Annotated in this window: 15 protein-coding genes and 2 pseudogenes; 8 read left to right on the top strand and 9 right to left on the bottom strand. The window is 56.8% G+C overall.

The genetic code is table 11. The annotated features are described in order from the left end of the window. The first annotated feature begins 31 nt into the window (after positions 1-31). Together DD606_RS02785 and DD606_RS02780 are read left to right on the top strand one after the other, a co-directional pair. Positions 32-691, top strand: coding sequence for a fumarylacetoacetate hydrolase family protein (locus DD606_RS02785; RefSeq protein ID WP_003859945.1), 660 nt, complete (start codon positions 32-34; stop codon positions 689-691). Between the two features lie 93 nt (positions 692-784). Then, positions 785-1,225, top strand: coding sequence for a YcgN family cysteine cluster protein (locus DD606_RS02780; protein WP_015570314.1), 441 nt, complete (start codon positions 785-787; stop codon positions 1,223-1,225). Between the two features lie 99 nt (positions 1,226-1,324). Here the strand turns inward: DD606_RS02780 and dsbB are convergent, their stop codons facing one another. Together dsbB and nhaB are read right to left on the bottom strand one after the other, a co-directional pair. Further along, entirely contained in the window at positions 1,325-1,855 is a 531-nt protein-coding gene (gene dsbB, locus DD606_RS02775; RefSeq protein ID WP_017693268.1) for a disulfide bond formation protein DsbB, read from the bottom strand. A 46-nt stretch (positions 1,856-1,901) separates the two neighbouring features. Then, positions 1,902-3,440: a Na(+)/H(+) antiporter NhaB gene (gene nhaB / locus DD606_RS02770; RefSeq protein ID WP_129258153.1), complete on the bottom strand. Its 1,539-nt coding sequence runs from the start codon at positions 3,438-3,440 to the stop codon at positions 1,902-1,904. A 201-nt stretch (positions 3,441-3,641) separates the two neighbouring features. Between nhaB and fadR the strand changes: the two genes are divergently transcribed. Beyond that, entirely contained in the window at positions 3,642-4,361 is a 720-nt protein-coding gene (gene fadR / locus DD606_RS02765; protein WP_003859951.1) for a fatty acid metabolism transcriptional regulator FadR, read from the top strand. A gap of 114 nt (positions 4,362-4,475) precedes the next feature. Here the strand turns inward: fadR and DD606_RS02755 are convergent, their stop codons facing one another. Beyond that, positions 4,476-6,008 (bottom strand): SpoVR family protein, encoded by a 1,533-nt coding sequence (locus DD606_RS02755; RefSeq protein ID WP_022651425.1) that lies wholly within the window; start codon positions 6,006-6,008, stop codon positions 4,476-4,478. A gap of 321 nt (positions 6,009-6,329) precedes the next feature. On the opposite strand from DD606_RS02755, the gene DD606_RS02750 reads away from it, so the two are divergent. The 3 genes and pseudogenes from DD606_RS02750 to DD606_RS26340 all read left to right on the top strand — a co-directional run. Then, a complete protein-coding gene (locus DD606_RS02750) occupies positions 6,330-7,628 on the top strand; it encodes a D-amino acid dehydrogenase (RefSeq protein WP_015570317.1) in 1,299 nt (432 codons plus the stop codon). A 9-nt stretch (positions 7,629-7,637) separates the two neighbouring features. Next, positions 7,638-8,708 carry a catabolic alanine racemase DadX gene (gene dadX, locus DD606_RS02745; RefSeq protein ID WP_003859954.1) on the top strand — a complete coding sequence of 357 codons (1,071 nt, stop codon included), beginning with the start codon at positions 7,638-7,640 and terminating at the stop codon, positions 8,706-8,708. 105 nt (positions 8,709-8,813) lie between these two features. Continuing rightward, positions 8,814-8,918, top strand: a pseudogene (locus DD606_RS26340) (hypothetical protein); the annotation flags it as partial. Here the strand turns inward: DD606_RS26340 and DD606_RS02740 are convergent. Both DD606_RS02740 and ldcA read right to left on the bottom strand, forming a co-directional pair. Next, a pseudogene (locus tag DD606_RS02740) lies at positions 8,871-10,538 on the bottom strand (potassium/proton antiporter); the annotation flags it as partial. The pseudogenes DD606_RS26340 and DD606_RS02740 overlap by 48 nt on opposite strands. A gap of 97 nt (positions 10,539-10,635) precedes the next feature. After that, on the bottom strand, positions 10,636-11,550 hold the full coding sequence (gene ldcA / locus DD606_RS02735; RefSeq protein ID WP_023324854.1) for a muramoyltetrapeptide carboxypeptidase: 915 nt from the start codon (positions 11,548-11,550) through the stop codon (positions 10,636-10,638). Positions 11,551-11,657: 107 nt separating this feature from the next. On the opposite strand from ldcA, the gene emtA reads away from it, so the two are divergent. Next, the gene (gene emtA / locus DD606_RS02730; protein WP_017384310.1) at positions 11,658-12,269 is read left to right on the top strand and encodes a membrane-bound lytic murein transglycosylase EmtA; all 612 of its coding nucleotides are present in this window, start codon (positions 11,658-11,660) and stop codon (positions 12,267-12,269) included. Between the two features lie 37 nt (positions 12,270-12,306). On the opposite strand, the gene DD606_RS02725 is transcribed toward emtA, so the two are convergent. Continuing rightward, positions 12,307-13,038, bottom strand: coding sequence for a flagellar brake protein (locus DD606_RS02725; RefSeq protein ID WP_022651421.1), 732 nt, complete (start codon positions 13,036-13,038; stop codon positions 12,307-12,309). Positions 13,039-13,198: 160 nt separating this feature from the next. Here DD606_RS02725 and DD606_RS02720 point away from each other — a divergent pair, with 160 nt between their 5' ends. Next, on the top strand, positions 13,199-15,301 hold the full coding sequence (locus DD606_RS02720; protein ID WP_058675132.1) for a TonB-dependent siderophore receptor: 2,103 nt from the start codon (positions 13,199-13,201) through the stop codon (positions 15,299-15,301). An 85-nt stretch (positions 15,302-15,386) separates the two neighbouring features. On the opposite strand, the gene DD606_RS02715 is transcribed toward DD606_RS02720, so the two are convergent. From DD606_RS02715 to DD606_RS02705, 3 genes are all read right to left on the bottom strand, one after another. Next, a complete protein-coding gene (locus tag DD606_RS02715; protein ID WP_063401630.1) occupies positions 15,387-17,069 on the bottom strand; it encodes an alpha,alpha-trehalase in 1,683 nt (560 codons plus the stop codon). Between the two features lie 213 nt (positions 17,070-17,282). Next, the gene (gap, locus tag DD606_RS02710) at positions 17,283-18,293 is read right to left on the bottom strand and encodes a type I glyceraldehyde-3-phosphate dehydrogenase (protein ID WP_023314315.1); all 1,011 of its coding nucleotides are present in this window, start codon (positions 18,291-18,293) and stop codon (positions 17,283-17,285) included. Between the two features lie 78 nt (positions 18,294-18,371). Next, the coding region (locus DD606_RS02705) for a GlxA family transcriptional regulator (protein ID WP_129258151.1) at positions 18,372-19,010 on the bottom strand (639 nt) is incomplete at its 5' end.

Genomic DNA, 19,010 nt, shown 5'->3' with positions numbered 1-19,010 from the left:
GAACAACTCATCAACCGATTAGGGGTCGACCATGTATCAACATCATAACTGGCAAGGTGCATTACTGGATTATCCCGTCAGCAAAGTGGTCTGCGTGGGCAGCAACTATGCAAAACATATTCAGGAGATGGGCAGCGCCGTGCCGGAAGAGCCGGTTCTGTTTATTAAGCCAGAAACCGCACTGTGCGATATTCGCCAGCCGCTGGTTCTGCCGCAGGGACTGGGCTCGGTGCATCATGAAGTGGAGCTGGCGGTGCTGATCGGCGCGACGCTGCGCCAGGCGACCGAAGAGCATGTAGAGAAAGCGATTGCGGGTTACGGTGTCGCGCTTGACCTGACGCTGCGTGATGTTCAGGGCAAAATGAAGAAAGCGGGGCAGCCGTGGGAAAAAGCGAAGGGTTTTGATAATTCATGCCCGATTTCCGGTTTCATTCCGGTGAGTGAATTTACCGACGATCCGCAGAACACGCCGCTCAGCCTGAAGGTCAACGGCGAGATCCGCCAGCAGGGAACGACCGCTGACATGATCCATAAGATCGTTCCGCTGATTGCCTACATGAGCCGCTTCTTCACCCTGAAACCAGGCGACGTGATCCTCACCGGCACCCCGGAGGGTGTGGGGCCGCTGCTTAGCGGCGACGAACTGGATGTCAGTTTTAACGGCCTGTCGCTGAAAACCCGCGTGCTGTAAAAGCACCTTGCCGCCTGAAAAGGGCGGCAAAACTTGCATCAACGTGCCAGACTCGTTATAAGGTGCGCTCTATTTTGACGTGTGGACATCCCGATGAACGACATTCCTTTCTGGCAAAGCAAAACTCTCGACGACATGACCGACGCGGAGTGGGAATCGTTGTGTGACGGCTGCGGGCAGTGCTGCCTGCATAAGCTGATGGATGAAGATTCGGACGAGATCTATTTCACCAACGTAGCCTGCAAGCAGTTAAACATCAAAACCTGCCAGTGCCGCAACTATGAGCGCCGTTTCGAATATGAGCCGGACTGCATCAAGTTAACCCGTGAAAATCTACCGACCTTTGAGTGGCTGCCGCATACCTGCGCGTATCGCCTGCTGGCGGAAGGGAAAGATCTGCCCACATGGCATCCGTTGTTGACGGGGTCGAAAGCGGCGATGCACGGTGAACGTATTTCCGTGCGCCACATTGCGGTGAAAGAGTCCGAGGTGCGGGACTGGGAAGACCACATTATGAATCACCCTAATCGGTGACAATAAAAAACCCGCCGAGGCGGGTTTTTTATTGTGCGCAATTTTGTCGAGTGGCGCTGCGCTTACCCGACCTGCAAAACTGACGTTGCCGTTTTGCTTTTACCGTCCAAAAAGATCGCGTTTCTTTGGTTTGAACGGCTGGGCAATCAGCACCAGCAGCGCCACCACAAAGTAGGCGACAAAAATGCCCACCAGCCACTGCGGCATCTCCAGCGTCAGGAATTCCCACTGGCGTACAGAGCAGTCACCGGAGGCCACAAACACCTGCGGCAGCCATTTATCCAGCGGCAGCCAGCTCGGGAAGCGGGCGGCAAAATCGCAGGTCATAAACGGCGACGGGTGAAGCTGCATTTGGGTGTGCTCCCAGGCAAGCGCAATGCCTTTCCCGGCGCTGTACAGCCAGATGGCAATTGCCGCATAGCGTAACGGTGATTTGGGTGCAATCGCACCTACCAGACCCGCGCCCATAATGCCGAACAGCGCACAACGCTCATAAATACACAGTACGCAAGGTTTCAGCCCCATCACATGCTGAAACCACAGCGCGACCATTTCCAGCGCAAAGGCGGTCAGGGCCATCAACAACCACGCTCCGCGACCGCGTGAGCACTGGTTCAAAAATCGCAACATAATCATTTCCCTGGAACATGCTTAGACAGCGCAGTGTAAACGAATTTTAATGCGCCGCAAGTATACCTGCTTGCAATAACCATTGCGTACAGGGAACGAGAGTAATTTTGATGCACAGTAAACCAACCAGGGTAAGCACCAGCGTATACGGCAGCGCCATCCAGACCATTCTTCCATAAGAAAGTCGTATGAGTGGCGCCAGCGCCGAGGTCAGCAGGAAGAGGAATGCCGCCTGACCGTTCGGGGTTGCCACGGAGGGGAGGTTGGTTCCGGTGTTGATCGCCACCGCCAGCAGCTCGAACTGTTCACTGCTGACAATCCCTTGCTCCATCGCGGCTTTGGCCTCATTGATGTATACCGTCCCGACAAAGACGTTATCGGATATAGAGGACAACAGACCGTTAAACAAATAGAACAGCGTTAGCTGCGAATCTGGCGTGGCCTGAAGCACAAACGCGATGATCGGCGCGAACAGATGTTGGTCAATAATCACCGCCACGACGGCAAAAAACACCGCCAGCAGGGCGGTAAACGGCAGCGCTTCGGTAAAGGCTTTTCCGATAGCATGTTCGTCCGTAACGCCGCCCAGGCTGGTTGCAAGGATAATTACCGACAGGCCAATCAGCCCCACCTCGGCAAGGTGGAAGGCCAGCGCAGCGATAAGCCACACGCCGATGAAGCCCTGTGCAATCAGGCGCAGCGTCTCCTGGCGCGTGCGTTGTTTGCGGCTCTGCTCGTCAAACTTATGCAGCTCCTGGCGGACCTGATCGGGCAACGTCGCGCCATACCCAAAGAGGTTGAATTTTTCGACCAGCACACAGGTGGCTAACCCGCAGACCAGCACGGGTACGCTGACCGGCGCCATGCGCAGGAAAAATTCGCCAAAATGCCACTCAGCTGCTTTGGCGATAATCAGGTTTTGCGGCTCCCCGACCATGGTCATCACGCCGCCCAGCGCCGTCCCCACGCCTGCATGCATCATCAGGCTGCGCAGAAATGCGCGGAACTGTTCCAGCACATCGCGGCTGTGCGCCTCAACGTGGCTGTCGTCCTGCAAGTTATCGCCAGGACGAGACGAGGCCACCCGGTGGTAAATCCCGTAAAAGCCGACGGCGACGCTGATCACTACCGCCACGACCGTCAGCGCATCCAGGAAGGCAGAGAGGAAGGCTGCGGCGAGGCAAAACGCCAGCGAGAGCAGCGTTTTCGACGGAATGCTCAGCAGCAAACGGGTGAAGATAAACAGCAGAAGCTGCTTCATAAAGTAGATCCCCGCCACCATGAAGATCAGCAGCAGCAGGACTTCAAGATTCGACGCTATCTCGTTTTTAACATGCTCCGCGCTGGTCATTCCAATGACCACGGCTTCCAGCGCCAGCAGCCCGCCGGGCAACAGCGGATAGCACTTCAGCGCCATCGCCAGGGTAAAGATAAACTCGGCGACCAACATCCACCCGGCAACGAAGGGATCCAGCAAAAAGATAACGGGATTAACGACCAGGAATACCAGTAAAGTGAGTTTGAACCAGTCAGGTGACTGACCTAAAAAGTTGCGCCACAGCGCGCGCCCAAATGAAATTTCCACGACAGACGTCCTTTCCCCGTCAAATAAGACAAGACATCAGTATACGCAAAAATGGCGGCAAAGCGGGGGATTAAGCCATTTGTAAATTTCATAAAAATGAAACGGCGATCCCTCTTTTCTGTCTCTGCTGCGCTATCTGCCTCTGCACGCCTCTGGTATGATGAGTGCAATTTGCTAAAGCTGTGTAATGGAAATCTCACTATGGTCATTAAGGCGCAGAGCCCGGCGGGTTTCGCGGAAGAGTACATCATTGAAAGCATCTGGAATAATCGTTTCCCTGCGGGATCAATTCTACCTGCTGAACGCGAACTCTCTGAACTGATTGGCGTCACCCGTACCACGCTGCGAGAAGTGCTCCAGCGTCTGGCGCGCGATGGCTGGTTGACGATACAGCATGGCAAACCCACTAAAGTGAATAACTTCTGGGAAACGTCCGGGCTGAACATTCTGGAAACGCTGGCGCGTCTCGATCACGAAAGCGTACCGCAGCTGATTGATAATCTGCTTTCCGTGCGCACCAACATCGCCACCATTTTCATCCGCACCGCGTTTCGCCAGCACCCTGAAGATGCGCTGAAGGTACTTGCTACCGCCAATGAGGTGGAAGACCACGCGGATGCCTTTGCGACCCTGGATTACAACGTGTTCCGTGGTCTGGCGTTTGCTTCCGGCAATCCGGTTTACGGTCTGATCCTGAATGGAATGAAAGGGTTATATACGCGCATTGGTCGTCACTACTTTGCTAACCCTGAAGCCCGCAGTCTGGCGCTTGGCTTCTATCATAAACTGAGCAAACTCTGCACCGAAGGGCTGCACGATCAGGTCTATGAAACCGTGCGTCGTTACGGCCACGACTCCGGTGAAATCTGGCACCGGATGCAGAAAACGCTGCCGGGTGATTTAGCGATTCAGGGCCGGTAAAAGAAAAAACCTCTCGATTGAGAGGTTTTTTTTCGCCGGGTGGCGGCTTCGCCTGAGCCGGCCTACAGGTCCCGTAGGCCCGGTAAGCGTAGCGCCACCGGGCAAAAAATCCCACTACAGCGTATTCAACCGCGCCGGACACCGCTCCAGCAGCTCCACGCTGCCATCTTCGTTCTGCTGTTCCAGCAAGACGTCAAATCCCCACAGGCGATGCACATGCTTCAGCACTTCCTTACGCCCCTTATCCAGCGGCGCGCGGTTGTGCGGAATATAGCGCAACGTCAGAGAGCGATCGCCGCGCAGATCCACGTTCCAGACCTGAATGTTCGGCTCAAGATTACTCAGGTTGTACTGGGACGACAGGCGCGAGCGGATCTCGCGATAGCCCTCTTCGTTGTGGATCGCGGAGATCTCCAGGAAGTTGTTGCGGTCATCATCCAGTACGGTGAAGAAGCGGAAATCACGCATGATCTTCGGCGACATGAACTGGCTGATAAAGCTCTCATCCTTAAAATCACGCATCGCGAAGTGCAGCGTTTCCAGCCAGTCGGAACCGGCAATATCCGGGAACCAGTATTTGTCCTCTTCGGTGGGCGACTGACAAATACGCTTGATATCCTGGAACATGGCAAAGCCGAGCGCGTACGGGTTAATACCGCTGTACCACGGGCTGTTATATGCCGGCTGGAACACCACGTTGGTGTGGCTGTGCAGGAACTCCATCATAAACCGTTCAGAGACTTTTCCCTCGTCATACAGGTGGTTCAGAATGGTGTAGTGCCAGAAGGTCGCCCAGCCTTCGTTCATGACCTGGGTCTGCTTCTGCGGATAGAAATACTGGCTCACCTTGCGCACGATGCGCAGGATCTCACGCTGCCACGGCTCCAGCAGCGGGGCGTTTTTCTCCATAAAGTAGAGCAGGTTTTCCTGCGGCTCGGAAGGGTAGCGACGCGCCTCGGCGACGGTTTTCTCCTCCTCACGTTTTGGCAGGGTACGCCACAGCATATTCACCTGGCTTTGCAGATACTCCTCGCGGCTCTTCTGCCGGGCTTTCTCCTCTTGCAAGGAGATCTTCTGCGGACGCTTATAGCGGTCAACGCCGTAGTTCATCAGCGCGTGGCAGGAGTCCAGCAGTTTCTCCACTTCGTCCACGCCGTAGCGCTCTTCGCAGTCGGTAATGTAGTTACGGGCGAAGATGAGGTAATCAACGATGGAGCTGGCGTCCGTCCAGCTGCGGAACAGATAGTTATTTTTGAAGAACGAGTTATGTCCATAGCAGGCGTGCGCCATCACCAGCGCCTGCATGGTAATGGTGTTCTCCTCCATCAGATAGGCAATACACGGGTTAGAGTTAATGACGATTTCATACGCCAATCCCTGCTGCCCGTGCTTATACAGCCGCTCTGTCTCAATGAATTTTTTACCAAACGACCAGTGCGGATAGTTAATCGGCATCCCGACGCTGGAGTAAGCGTCCATCATCTGTTCCGAGGTGATGACTTCAATCTGATGGGGGTAGGTATCCAGACGATAGAGTTTGGCCACCCGGTCGATCTCCGCCAGGTAGACATCCAGCAACTCGAAGGTCCAGTCGGGTCCATCGCTCAGACGGGTGCTGTCCCTGGACATGGAATCTAGTGTAGCCATTAGCGCGCCCTCGTTGTTGGTCGCTCTCTCTGACTGGAGAGCCTCCTTTCAAGCATAGATCACCCCATTCAAATACGCGGGGCGCAGAAATTTTTTCTTTGCGATTTCACGTTTTCGATACGGCAAAAAAAGCGGTGCTCACAGAATTTTCTACTGGTTAAAAATAACGCGCAGCAGGAGATCCCAAATAAGCGCTATCCCCTGATACAGCGGGATATGTGAGTTGAGTCACCATAAAAAAGTCATATGTTGAATAATATTTTCAACTAGGTTATCAATCTGTAATTAGATGATTGTTCTTTTGCTCATAATGGAGTGGCTATGCGTGTTGTCATACTGGGAAGTGGTGTCGTTGGCGTAACCAGCGCCTGGTATTTAAGTCAGGCGGGACATGAGGTTACCGTTATCGATCGCGAATCCGGTCCGGCGCTGGAAACCAGTGCGGCGAATGCGGGGCAAATCTCCCCGGGCTACGCTGCGCCGTGGGCGGCCCCGGGCGTTCCGCTGAAGGCGATCAAATGGATGTTTCAGCGACATGCGCCGCTGGCGATCAGCCTCGACGGCACGCAGTTCCAGCTTAAGTGGATGTGGCAGATGCTGCGCAACTGCGACACCCGCCACTATATGGAAAACAAAGGGCGCATGGTGCGTCTGGCGGAATACAGCCGCGACTGCCTGAAGGCGCTGCGTGCCTCAACGGGCATTGAATATGAAGGACGCCAGGGCGGCACGCTTCAGCTGTTCCGTACCGCGCAACAGTACGAAAACGCGACCCGCGATATCGCCGTGCTTGAAGATGCGGGCGTACCGTATCAGCTGCTGGAAGCCAGCCAGCTGGCGCAGGTGGAGCCAGCGCTTGCCGAGGTCGCGCACAAGCTGACGGGCGGTCTGCGTTTACCGAACGATGAAACCGGCGACTGCCAGCTTTTCACCCAGCGTCTGGCGCGCATGTGTGAGCAGGCCGGGGTGAAATTCCGCTTCAATACTTCTGTCGACAAACTGCTGTCGGAAGGGGAGAAGATTTACGGCGTGAAGTGTGGGGAAGAGGTAATCAAAGCCGATGCCTACGTGATGGCGTTTGGCTCCTACTCAACCGCGATGCTGAAAGGGATCCTGGATATCCCGGTCTATCCGCTGAAAGGCTACTCCCTGACCATTCCTGTGAAAGAGGACAGCGGTGCGCCGGTCTCGACCATTCTTGATGAAACCTACAAAATCGCCATCACCCGCTTCGATAACCGGATCCGCGTCGGCGGCATGGCGGAAATCGTGGGCTTTAATACTGAGCTGCTTAAACCGCGTCGTGAAACGCTGGAGATGGTCGTGGGCGATCTCTTCCCGCGCGGAGGCTTCATTGAGCAGGCAACGTTCTGGACCGGCCTGCGCCCAATGACCCCGGACGGCACGCCGATTGTGGGCCGTACGCCATACAAAAATCTGTGGACCAACACCGGCCACGGTACGCTTGGCTGGACCATGGCCTGCGGTTCGGGCCAGCTGCTGAGCGACCTGATCTCCGGGCGGACGCCGGCAATTCCGTTTGACGATTTGAGCGCCGCACGCTATCAATCAGGGTTTACCCCATCGCGTCCACAACACCTGCACGGCGCGCATAATTAAGGAGTCACAATGTCCCGTCCTATTCTGGCCCAGCTGGATTTGCAGGCGCTGAAGGATAACCTGCAAATTGTTCGCCGTGCTGCGCCGGGTTCTCGTGTCTGGTCGGTGGTGAAAGCCAACGCCTACGGTCATGGTATCGACCGTATCTGGAGTGCGCTCGGCGCCACCGATGGTTTTGCCCTGCTGAATCTGGAAGAGGCCATCCTGCTGCGCGAGCGCGGCTGGAAAGGACCGATCCTGCTGCTGGAAGGATTCTTCCATGCGCAGGATCTGCCTCTGCTGGATAAGTACCGCCTGACGACCAGCGTTCATAGTAACTGGCAGATCAAGGCGATTCAGGACGCGAAGCTGCATGCCCCGCTGGATATCTATCTCAAAGTGAACAGCGGGATGAACCGTCTGGGCTTTCAGCCTGAACGGGTGCACACGGTCTGGCAGCAGCTTCGTGCGCTGAAAAACGTCGGTGAGATGACGCTGATGGCGCATTTCGCCGATGCGGAAAAGCCGGACGGAATTGCCGATGCCATGGTCCGCATTGAGCAGGCGGCAGAAGGGCTGGACTGTCCGCGCTCGCTGTCGAACTCAGCGGCAACGCTCTGGCATCCTGAAGCGCACTACAACTGGGTGCGTCCGGGGATCGTTCTGTACGGCGCGTCACCCTCAGGTCAGTGGCAGGATATCGCCAACAGCGGCCTGAAGCCGGTGATGACGTTACGAAGCGAGATTATCGGCGTGCAGACGTTAAAAGCGGGCGATACGGTGGGCTATGGCAGCCGTTATCGGGCAGCGGGCGAACAGCGTATCGGTATCGTGGCGGGGGGCTATGCAGATGGTTATCCGCGCATCGCCCCGAGCGGCACGCCGGTGTGGGTCGATGGCGTGCGCACCGGCACGGTAGGCACCGTCTCAATGGACATGCTGGCCATTGATTTAACGCCGTGTCCCCAGGCGGGGATCGGGTCACCGGTTGAGCTGTGGGGCAACGAAGTTAAAATTGATGATGTGGCCGCTGCGGCGGGCACCGTTGGGTATGAGCTGATGTGCGCGCTGGCACCCAGAGTGCCTGTTGTGACGGTGTAACTTGTGTATGTGCCGGGTGGCGGCTTCGCCTTACCCGGCCTACAAAAGCCCGAAAGTAGGTCGGGTAAGCGTTAGCGCCACCCGGCAAAAAAGCAGCTACTCCGCCTCTTCCTCCATCGGCCTTACGCCGACTTTGCGCACCGCATTATCTTCTTTCTCGGCTACCGTCCAGATCATCCCGGCAAACTCCACCTGGTCACCGACGACCGGCGCAGCCCCTAATAATTGCTGAATAATTTCACCCAGTGTTTGCTGGTTATCGCGATTCTCCAGTCCACCTTCCAGGCCATAAATCAGCGCCACATCCGCAAAGCGGGCGCTGGCTTCGAGGATAAAATCGCCGAAGAAACGCTGATCCAGCGCCACCGGGGGCGACTGGCTGAACAGCTTGCCGAGGGCAGGCAGGTCGCGCTCGCGGCCAATCACGCAGAGAATATCGTTCTCACGCAGCCGCGTGCTGCCGGTCGGGTGAAGCAGGGCGTTATCCCGGAACAGGGCGGCAATGCGCGTTTCAGCGGGCATATGCAGATCGCGCAGGGACGCGCCCACGCACCACTTATCGGCGCTTAGCTGGTAGACAAACTGTTCCCAGGGATTCTCAGGGTGAATATCCAGCCCCACGCGGGAGACCGGCCAGCCAATGGGCGGTACCACCACTTTGGCTTTTTTCGCCGCCCAGCCCAGCGACGTCCCCTGGAACAGCAGCGACACCAGCACCACGAAGAAGGCGACGTTAAAGAACAGGCGGGCGTTGTCCAGCCCGGCCATCATCGGGAACACTGCCAGAATAATCGGCACCGCGCCGCGCAGACCCACCCAACTGATAAATATCCGCTCACGCAGGTTAAACCCGCGGAACGGTAGCAGCCCGGCAAACACCGACAGCGGACGGGCGAAGAAGATCATCCAGGCCGACAAAAGCAGCGCCGGTACGGCGATAGGCAGCAGGTCCGACGGCGTCACCAGCAGGCCCAGCACCAGGAACATGGCAATCTGCGCCAGCCAGGCCAGACCGTCGAAGTTCTGCAAAATGGCGTGACGGTTGCGAATCGGTCGGTTGCCCAACAGGAAACCGCAAAGGTAAACCGCCAGAATACCGCTGCCGTCCAGCGCGGTGGTGACGGCAAAGATCAGGATCCCGCCGCTCAGGGCCAGCAGCGGGTAAAGGCCGGAAGGCAGCGTAATACGGTTGATCGTCTGCTGTAACAGGTAACCGCCGCCGAGACCAATGATAATCCCCAGGCCAAACTGCTGGAGGATGTGCCAGGCGAACATCCAGCTCAGGCCGGTTTCGTGCTGCTGGATCATCTCAATCAGAGTGATGGTCAGGAACACCGCCATCGGATCGTTACTGCCGGATTCAATCTCCAGCGTGGAGCCAACGCGTTCGTTCAGCCCCTTGCCGCCGAGCAGCGAGAAAACCGCTGCCGCATCGGTCGAGCCGACAATCGCGCCAATCAGCAGGCCTTCCATAATATCGAGGTTAAACAGCCAGGCCGCCATCATACCGGTCAGGCCGGAGGTGATCAGCACCCCGACGGTCGCCAGAGACAGCGCCGGGCCTAAGGCCACGCGGAACGAACTTGCCTGGGTGCGCATACCGCCGTCCAGCAGGATGACCGCCAGCGCGAGGTTACTCACCATATAGGCGAAAGGGTAATTATCGAAGGGGATACCGCCGATTCCGTCGACTCCCGCCAGCATGCCGATAGCCAGGAAAATGACAAGAATAGGTATGCCAAGGCGCGATGAAAATGAACTTAATAAAATGCTGAAGGTTACCAGGATGGAACCCAGAATGAAAAGACTGATTATCGCTGTGGCACCCAATGTCGTCTTACTCCCACCTCAATGTGAACGCTGTTATTAAAACCCTAACATATTAACAACGGTAACAGCGTTTTATTGAGGGGGAATAACGGCTTTTTTATGCCTTTAAGACCGGATGACCGCTGATTGTTAACCGACTGCCTGAATTATCGTGTACAAGGTGCGCCCGGGCACCCAGCGGCAGCGTAACGGTTTGCTGCTCATGGCCGAAATCCAGGCCGGCGATCACCGGGATATCCAGGCGGGAACGAATGAAATCAATCATCGTTTCCAGGGAATAGCCTGCATCGTAATCGTTGGGGGCTGAACCGCTAAAACTGCCCAGCACAATGGCCGACTGCCGATCCAGGATCCCGGCGTGATACAGCTGCAACAGCATGCGTTCGACACGGAACGGGTGTTCATTGATATCTTCCAGCACCAGTATGCCATCCGTGATCTGCGGCAGCCACGGCGTACCAATTAGCGACACCAGCATCGCGAGGTTGCCGCCCCACAGCTGTCCTTCACATTCCCAGTGCGGTCCATTGCCTTGCCACTCGATGGTGAACGTCGGGTTTTGCAGGGCGCGCCAGAAATGGTCCTGCGTAAACGCATCCAGCTCCGGCGCGCCAAAGTTACCGGCCAGCATCGGGCCGCTAAAGGTAATGACGTTATGCAACGCCAGCAGGCCGAGCTGGATCGCCGTGAAATCGCTGTGTCCGCAGATTAACAGCGGATCCTGCTGCTGGCGCGCGGCCAGCCCGGCCCAGTCGATGCTCTCCAGCAGCCGGCTTGCGCCATAGCCGCCGCGCACGGCCAGCACAATGGTGTTTTCACCTTCCAGCGTCGCCAGGCTGTTGATATCGCTCAGTCTCTGCGCCTCCGTACCGGCAAAACGCTGCATGCGGCGGGGGATAATTGTCTGATTTTCTACCTGATGGCCCATTTCCAGCAGGCGTTGAACGCCCCGCTGTGCCGCCTCCTGATTGATGCAGTAGCCTGACGGTGCGATGAGATGAAACTGAGGCATGGCAATTCCTTGCTGAATGAGAATCTAATTGTCTATATCATGCCGCTTATACGCCGCCTGCTTCAAGGGGCGACGTACCGCGATGACCGGCTATAAGGATAGATGACGTGAAATTGAGATGGTTTGCTTTTTTGATTGTGCTGCTCGCTGGCTGTAGTTCAAAACATGATTATCAAAATCCCCCCTGGAACCCTGAAGTGCCGGTAAAGCGGGCCATGCAGTGGATGCCGATCAGCGAACAAGCCGGGAAGGCCTGGGGCGTGAGCCCGCGTCTGATCACGGCGATCATTGCCGTGGAGTCCGGCGGCAACCCGACGCTGGTGAGTAAATCGAATGCGGTGGGGCTGATGCAGTTAAAAGCCTCGACGGCGGGAAGAGAGGTCTATCGCTACATGGGCTGGAAGGGACAGCCATCCACCAGCGAGCTGAAAAACCCGGAGCGTAATATCTCTATGGGAACCGCTTACCTGAGCATTCTCGAGCATGGCATTCTGAAGGGGATTGACGATCCGGAAGTGATGCAATATGCACTGGTGGTGTCGTACGTTAACGGAGCCGGCGCGCTGCTCCGAACCTTCTCATCCGATCGCAAAGAGGCGATAGAAGAGATTAACGATATGGATAAAGATGAATTCTTCGAGCACGTTGTGAAGAATCATCCGTCAGCACAGGCTCCACGTTATATCTGGAAAGTCCAGAAAGCGATGGACGCCATGTAACGCCTTTGTCGGGCGGCAGCACGCTGCCCGACGCCTATCAGCGCACTTTATTCGCGCGTTCCCGCGCTTCACGCTCCAGTGAGAAGATGATGCGCTGTAGTTCGCGTTCGGCGCCTGGCCCGACATTCAGAAAGCGAAAGCTCAGTCGCGGCGTGGTAATGGTTTCGTTTTTGCTGTCCACCACCTTGCGCTCGCTGATGGCAATCAGCTGGGCGTCAAACCAGAAGCGTCCCCATCCGCCCATATCCAGCTCAATCTGACTAAAACGCATACCTTCCACCAGCCCTTCCGGCTTCGGCGTATCCATTAACGCGCCCATCCCGCCCAGTGACAGGTCGAAGAGACGAAAGCGGATCTCTTTTTTGTCCGGCATTTTTGCCTTACAGAAATAGGCCGGGTGAAGCGGAGCGCTGATGCGAAAAAACTCCCGGCGTTGCACGAACCAGAGGTTAGCGGGCAGGGGAGCGATAAACGCAGGCAAACCCTGGTACGCGATCGTGGTCAGACGAGGCAGCACAAACTCGACTTTCGCCCCCTGCGTTTCGGCCATCACCGAGAGATTCTCTGCCTGTAGCGCGGCACGGTTTTCATCGCTCTGGCTACCCAGATCGACGATCAGGTGCTCTGCCGTCACGTCCAGGATCTTGCTGATAAACTGGCTGGTTGACCAGTTGATGCGCAGCGGCACCTCGCCTTTTTTCAGGTCGCGTAACACCCCTAATACAGCCAGCGGATTTTGTTTCAGGAACTGCTCACTGTAGCTACTCACGCCAGATGGCTCCTCGATAGATGACAGACTGTCTCTGGGTTATCGGCACGCGGGCATGAAACTTAATACAAACGATCTGTTTTTCTCCGCCGATATTGATTTGCTAATGGAAATGATAATAATTGCCGTTCCCAATACCATCTAATAACAAGACGACACTATGAGCACTTCACGTTTTGCGTTATGCGCGTTGGCAGGCGCCGTCACGCTGGCATTGCAGACACAGGCTTTCGCAGAAGAGCCCACCATCGTGGTAACCGGTACAGAGCAGGGCAGCGCGCTCCCTGCCTGGACCAATAGCGCCACGAAATCAGCCGTCGCGGAAAGTAAAACGCCGCAGGTAATCAACACCATCGCCGCTAAAGAGATTGAGCAGCGGCACGCCAGTTCGGTAAACGAGATCCTGCGCTATGCGCCGGGCGTTTCCACGGAGGTGCGCGGGAGCACCTCTTACATGAGCGAGTACAAAATCCGCGGGTTCAACGTCGATCAGGAGTTCTACAACGGCCTGCAACTTCCCTATAACGTCACCGGGAACACCAAAGCGCGAATCGATCCGCTGCTGATTGAGAGCGTCGATATCCTGAAGGGGCCGTCATCCGTGCTGTATGGCGGCGGCTCACCGGGCGGGCTGGTCAATATTCAGAGTAAAAAGCCGCAGAAAGAGGCGAAAACGGAACTGGGCTTTAATACCGGAAACCGCAATCTGAAAGAGGGATACCTGGACTCCACGGGGCAGATCGCGAACAGCGACTGGAACTATCGCCTGCTGGGCAAAGCGACGGAAAGTGACGAACAGGCGCACACCACGCGCTATGAAAACTATCTGGTGGCCCCCTCCGTGACCTGGCAGCCTGATGACAAAACGCGCCTGACCATTGACGCGCTGGCGCAAAATACGCCGAGCCTGACGCCGTCTGATCCGATGCCGCTAAGCTATCTGCGGTCTAAATACGCCGATCGTCGTGACTATGCCGGGGATGAGTGGAGCGGCTTTAAGCAGCGCCAGTGGATGCTGGGATACAGCTTTGAGCATGAGTTTGACAGTGGCTGGGGCTTTAACCAGAAAGCGCGCTACTTTGACGTGGACACCCACCAGCGCAGCGCCTATTCCACCGGGACGGGCAGCGAGGTCTACCAGCTTAACCGCTTCGCCTATACCACGGATGAAGATTTGCAGAGCTTCAATATTGATAACCAGGTCACCCGAACCGTCGCGCTGGGGGACTGGAAACATCATCTGCTGGCGGGCTTTGACTACCAGAAGCTGAACTCTCACTTCCATTATCGTTACGCCTCATCCACCCCGGGTATCGATATGCGTCATCCGGATCACTCGCAGATCGATAACGATGCGCTGGGGCTTGAAACCGCGCAGAAAAACCGACTCAGCTATCAGCAGAATGGCTATTACCTCCAGGATCAGATTGCGTTTGGCGGGCTGAACGTGCTGGCCAGCCTGCGCTATGACGACTACCGTTCCGTCACCACTAACTATCTGCAAAACGGTGACAAAGCCTGGGTATCGCAGGATCGCCTCACCAAACGACTGGGCGCGCTTTATGCCTTCGACAATGGACTCTCGCCGTTTATCAGCTATTCAGAAGGGTTCGCCCCAGTATCGCCGCAGGGCACGCTGACCGCGAAAGACGTTAAGCCCACCACCAGCAAGCAGGTGGAGGGTGGGGTGAAATACCTGCTGGCGGAATACGCAACCACCTTCACCGCCTCGGTGTTTAACATTCGTCAGAAAAATGTGGTGACCAGCGATCCGGGCTTCCTCAACTATCGCCAGACCGGGGAAGTGGAATCGAAAGGCGCGGAGCTTTCCGCTATGAGTCGTCCAACGGATAACCTGACGCTGATTGCCAACTATGCCTACACCCACGCCATCAATACCGAAGATGACAAGTACCAGGGCAAACGACCGACGCAGGTCCCTGAGAACGCCTTTAATCTGTGGGGCGATTACACCTTCGACAGCACGCCGCTGAGAGGGGTAACGCTGGGGGGAGGCGCACGCTACACCGGGCCGATGGAGATCTCGCCAGCCAACGACGCAGGCAAGCTGGGCGGTACGACGCAGTACGATCTGGCGGCATCTTACCGCATGGGTGAACTGGCGCCATCGCTGGAGGGGCTGACGCTGAAAGCGAGCGCGCAGAACGTCACCAACAAAGAGACGCTCACCTGCTATGACGCGACCAACTGCTGGATAGGCCGCGACCGCACCTTCCAGGTCGGGGCGAGTTACAGCTTCTGAAAAAAGCCCGGTGGCGCTAGCGGGTCACTTTATTGCACGGAACCTGACCCTCGCCCCTTTGGGGAGAGGGTCAGGGTGAGGGGCGCTACTGCGCCGCCTGTTTCGCAGGTGCAACATCATCGTTTGCCGCAGGCTGATTCTCCGGTACGGTGTCGCATGGCTTCTCTTTCGGGCAGACCATGTCCAGCATCCTGAGCGTCACGCCGTTACTCCAGCCGAAACCGTCCTGCAACGGATACTCACCGCCGCCACCGCCGGTACCGGTCGAAGAGACATCGTACTTCTCAACCAGTTTCTTCTCGCGATCGTAGGTATGCTGAACGTTTTTCAGGAAACGCCAGGTCACGTCCATCGCCACTTTCTGCTGACCATAGTTCTGCAACCCTTCCACCGCTACCCACTGCAACGGCGCCCAGCCGTTCGGCGCATCCCACTGCTGCCCGCTGTTGATGGTGGTGGTAGAAATACCGCCCGGTTTCAGCAGGCGCGACGATGCGGCTGCGGCCACTTTATCGGCGCGATCCTGTGATGCGGCCTTCACATACAGCGGGAAGAGGGCCGCGGCAGTCAGCTGATTACGCACCTTCCTGGTTTTCAGATCGTAATCCGCATACCAGCCCTCTTTATCGTTCCACAGGTGGCTCTCTATGGCTTTCTGACGCGCGGAGGCCAGCGCGTCATATTTACTTGCGCTGGCGGTATCCCCGTCTTCCTGGCTGGCACGGGCCAGCAGTTTTTCCATCTTAAACATCAGCGCATTCAGATCCACCGGCACGATGCTGGTGGTGCGGATGGTATCCAGCTTCTGAGGATCGTCCATCCAGCGGGAGCTGAAATCCCAGCCCGAGGCCGCGGCAGAGCGCAGATCGCGATAGATCTCGGTGGCCGGACGGTTAGGGTTATTTTTGGCGGTGGTGACGTCATCCAGCCACGACTCAGGGCGCGGCGTGTCCCGATCGTCCCAGTAGCGGTTGAGGATCGAGCCGTCATCCAGCTTCACCACGCGTTTGTTCGCCTGACCAGGCTGGAGCCCATCAGCCCCCTCCATCCAGTAGGCATACTCTTTTTCCATCTGCGGACGGTATTTCTTTAACGCGTCGCTGTCATGCGTGGCCAGCAATTCCACCATCAGCGAGAAGAACGGCGGCTGAGAGCGGCTCAGGTAGTAGGTGCGGTTACCGTTAGGGATATGGCCCCAGGTATCAAGCTCGTAAGCGAAGTTGTCCACCATGTCGCCGATCTTATCCCAGTGGCCGCTCTCGGCCAGCCCCAGCATGGTGAAATAGCTGTCCCAGTAATAGACTTCGCGGAAGCGTCCTCCCGGCACGACATAGGGTTTTGGCAGAGGCAGGAGGGAGTCCCATTTGTTCGCTTTGTCGGTGGTGCGGGTCAGAACAGGCCACAGATCGTCTATGTGTTCGCGCAGGCTCTGGCCCTCAGGGGGAACATATTTCTCACCCTCCTTCGGCAGGATAAAGTTCATCTCCACGAAGTGGCGCAGGTCAAAACCGGACTGGGTATGCTGCATCCGGTAATCCGCCAGGATCATTAGCGGGTCGCTTTTGGGAACGGCATCCGCGAAGGTTTTCTGATCCGGGAACAGTTTGGCGCTCTGTACGTCATTAAAGAGGGGGCCAAGAAGAATATCAGGTGAGCTTTGCTGGCTCGTTGGCTGGTCTTCAGCATAACCAAATGCGGTAACACCGAGTAGTGCGCCTGCCAACGCAAGGGGTAAAAAAGCGGGGCGTCGTGCGCGAGGTCTTATCATCGGTTCGTCTCCTGTCTTCACTGAGCAGCGTGACCGCTGTTGTCAATTACCTGAAAACCTTAGACGAATATCGTTAACTTCGCGTGTTGAATATCCCATTTTTCACATAACCAGATAATTCGGGTGCGCTTTCACAACACCGGGGGTGGTTTACTTAATTTTTAACCACATCACAGAAAGGCCGGGTAAGCTTCAAGCCACCCGGCTTAAGCCCTACAACCCTTTTTTATCCATAAGCACCGCCAGATCCACCAGACGGTTCGAGAAGCCCCATTCGTTGTCATACCACGACAGGATCTTCACCATATTCCCGCCAATCACCAGCGTTGAAAGCCCGTCGATGATGGATGAGCGCGGGTCGCCCTGATAATCACGGGAGACCAGCGGTTCATCGCTGTAGCCCAGGATGCCTTTCAGCGGCCCGCTGACGGCGGCCTGACGGAACGCGTCATTCACCTCTTCGGCGGTCACGTTGCGGCTCAGCGTCACCGTCAGATCGACAATCGACACCACCGGAACCGGTACGCGCAGGGAATATCCGGTGAGTTTACCGTCAAGTTCGGGGATCACTTTCCCGAGCGCTTTTGCCGCGCCGCTGGAATAAGGCACAATCGATAATGCTGCCGCGCGCGCGCCGCGCAGATCTTTTTCCGGCTGGTCATGCAGCGCCTGGCTGTTGGTGTAGGCATGCGTGGTGTTCATCAGCCCGTGTTCAATGCCAAACTGCTGGTGCAGCACCTGCGCCGCTGGCGCCAGACCATTAGTGGTGCAACTCCCGTTGCTGACCACAAAATGCTGGGCCGGATCGTACAGCGTGTGGTTCACGCCCATTACCACCGTCAGATCATCATTTTTAGCCGGGGCGGAAATAATGACGCGTTTTGCGCCGCCGCTCGTGATATGCACCGCTGCTTTTTCACGTTCGGTGAAGAAGCCGGTGGCTTCGATTACCACCTCAACGCCAGCGTCTTTCCACGCAATGTTTGCCGGGTCGCGTTCACTGAATACGGTGATGCGTTGCCCGTCAACCTGTAGCGCGCCGTCCGCCGCTTCAACGGGCACCGGCAGCGTGCCGAGCAGAGAGTCATATTTCAGCAGATGGGCGAGGGTTCTACTGTCCGTCAGATCGTTAATGGCCACAATCTGGAGATCCGGGTTGCCCAGCGCCGCGCGAAGAACATTACGTCCGATACGGCCGAAACCGTTAATACCGACCTTAACCATGATGCACTCCTTATCTGTGTTGTCTGGAGTGACTTTAGGCGTCAGGTCGGATGGCGTAAATGACAAAAAAGGATCAGATTACGCCATTCTGCGGCAGTGGAAGCGCTGGCGATATTCGCCCGGCGTGAGATGAAGCTGCTTTTCAAAAACGCGGCGCAGGTTGATGCTGGTCCCAAACCCGCTTTTTTCGGCAATGACCTCAAGCGGATACGAGGTCTGCTCCAGAAGCTGTCGTGCGGCGGCCAGGCGCGCTTCGGTGACATAACGGGCCGGAGGTACACCGACGTCACGCGTGAACACGCGGGTGAAATTGCGCGGACTCATGGCGACCCGTTCGGCCAGCCTTTCGACGCACAAATCTGCGGTGAGGTTTTGCAGGATCCAGCTTTGCAGTTCGCTAACCGGTCCGGTCGCGCCGGACTGCTCCAGTTTATAGCGGCTGAACTGTAGCTGGCCGCCAGGCCGACGCAGGTACATCACCATATCCTGCGCCACGTTGCGGGCGAGGGTGAAGCCGTAATCATCCTCCACCAGCGCCAGCGTCAGATCAAACCCGGAACTGACGCCACCGGACGTCCAGACGGGGCCATCCTGAACATAGAGCGGGCCGCCCTCAACGTTGACCGCAGGATAGCGGGTTTTCAGGGTTTCCAGCAGCCGCCAGTGGGTCGTCGCCCGGCGCCCATCGAGCAGTCCGGCCTGTGCCAGCAGCAGGGC

The organism is Enterobacter cloacae complex sp. GF14B (genome assembly GCF_004136805.1).
Classification (GTDB): Bacteria; Pseudomonadota; Gammaproteobacteria; order Enterobacterales; family Enterobacteriaceae; genus Enterobacter; species Enterobacter hormaechei_C.
The sequence above is the reverse complement of the archived record's forward strand: the minus strand, read 5'-3'. Positions and strand labels throughout refer to the sequence as shown.